Here is a 642-nt window from a genome sequence, read left to right on the forward strand (position 1 = left end):
ACCCGCGCAGCGAGGGGAACGACCTGTGGCTGCTCACCGAAATCTTCCACGAAGGCAAGCAGCCGCAAGTGCTGGAAGAGTCGGTGACCAGCGACACCACTGACCTGAAGGACGATTTCCATCAGGGCTATCGCAACCGCTTCAACGCCATCCCCTGGGACGTGCCGTATCGTCCGCCGCTGGATCACCCGAAGCCCAAGGTCCTCGGTTCGCAAAGCGCCGTGGTCACCGGTCCCGAAGGTGAAGAAATCTTCTGCGACCAATACGGCCGGGTGAAGGTGCAGTTCTTCTGGGACCGCGAAGGCCAGCACGACGACAAGACCACCTGCTGGATGCGCGTGGCCTCCAGCTGGGCCGCTGAAACCTTCGGTTCGATCAATATTCCGCGGGTCGGCATGGAAGTGCTGATCACATTCCTCGAAGGCGATCCCGACCAGCCCTTGATCACCGGTTGCCTGTACCACGGCGCCAACCTGCCGCCGTACAAATTGCCGGACTTCAAGACCCTGGCCACGGTCAAGAGCAAGGAATACAAGGGCAGCCGCGCCAACGAACTGCGCATCGACGACACCACCAGCGAGATCAGCATCGCGCTGCGCAGCGATCACGGCGCGAGCGCGATCAACCTCGGTTACCTGACCC

General features: G+C 61.8%; 1 protein-coding gene. It reads left to right on the forward strand.

Features of this window, described 5'->3' with window-relative positions; genetic code table 11:
- Positions 1–642: type VI secretion system tip protein TssI/VgrG (gene tssI, locus PMI24_RS25335; RefSeq protein ID WP_007959112.1), on the forward strand; the 642-nt coding region annotated here is incomplete at both ends.

It is taken from the genome of Pseudomonas sp. GM25, assembly GCF_000282255.1.
Taxonomy (GTDB): domain Bacteria; phylum Pseudomonadota; class Gammaproteobacteria; order Pseudomonadales; family Pseudomonadaceae; genus Aquipseudomonas; species Aquipseudomonas aphyarum.